We start from the raw sequence: 352 nt of genomic DNA, 5'->3' as shown, positions 1-352 counted from the left end.
TTTGCCTCTTGCTCCTTCGTAGTCGGCTGAATCAGCCCGTGCCGGTGCAGGACATTGGTAACGGTGCTGGGAGCAATCTGCTTTTTCAAGAGGCTGCTGATCGTGCGCCCACCCCATGCTGGATGGTCTTGTCTGAGCGCTATGACCTGCGCTTCCAGGGCCGGCGTGGTCAGCTTGGGGCTGGTAGCCGGTTTTCGGGATTTATCTTGCAGCCCTGAATGGCCGAGCGTCGCGTAGCGGTTAAGCCACTTGTAAGCCGTCTGCGGACTGATACCGAACCGTCGGCATAGTTCTCGTTTGTTGCTGCCGGGTTGCCCTGCTAAGGCAACAAACTCTTCTTTCAGGCTCATGG

General features: G+C 57.7%; 1 protein-coding gene. It reads right to left on the bottom strand.

Features of this window, described 5'->3' with window-relative positions; translation table 11 throughout:
• Nucleotides 1-350: helix-turn-helix domain-containing protein (locus tag TV75_RS21035; protein ID WP_044340712.1), on the bottom strand; the 350-nt coding region annotated here is incomplete at its 3' end.
• Nucleotides 351-352 lie beyond the last annotated feature (2 nt).

The organism is Rossellomorea aquimaris, from assembly GCF_000935355.1.
GTDB classification, from domain to species: Bacteria; Bacillota; Bacilli; order Bacillales; family Bacillaceae_B; genus Rossellomorea; species Rossellomorea aquimaris_B.
The sequence above is the reverse complement of the archived record's forward strand: the minus strand, read 5'-3'. Positions and strand labels throughout refer to the sequence as shown.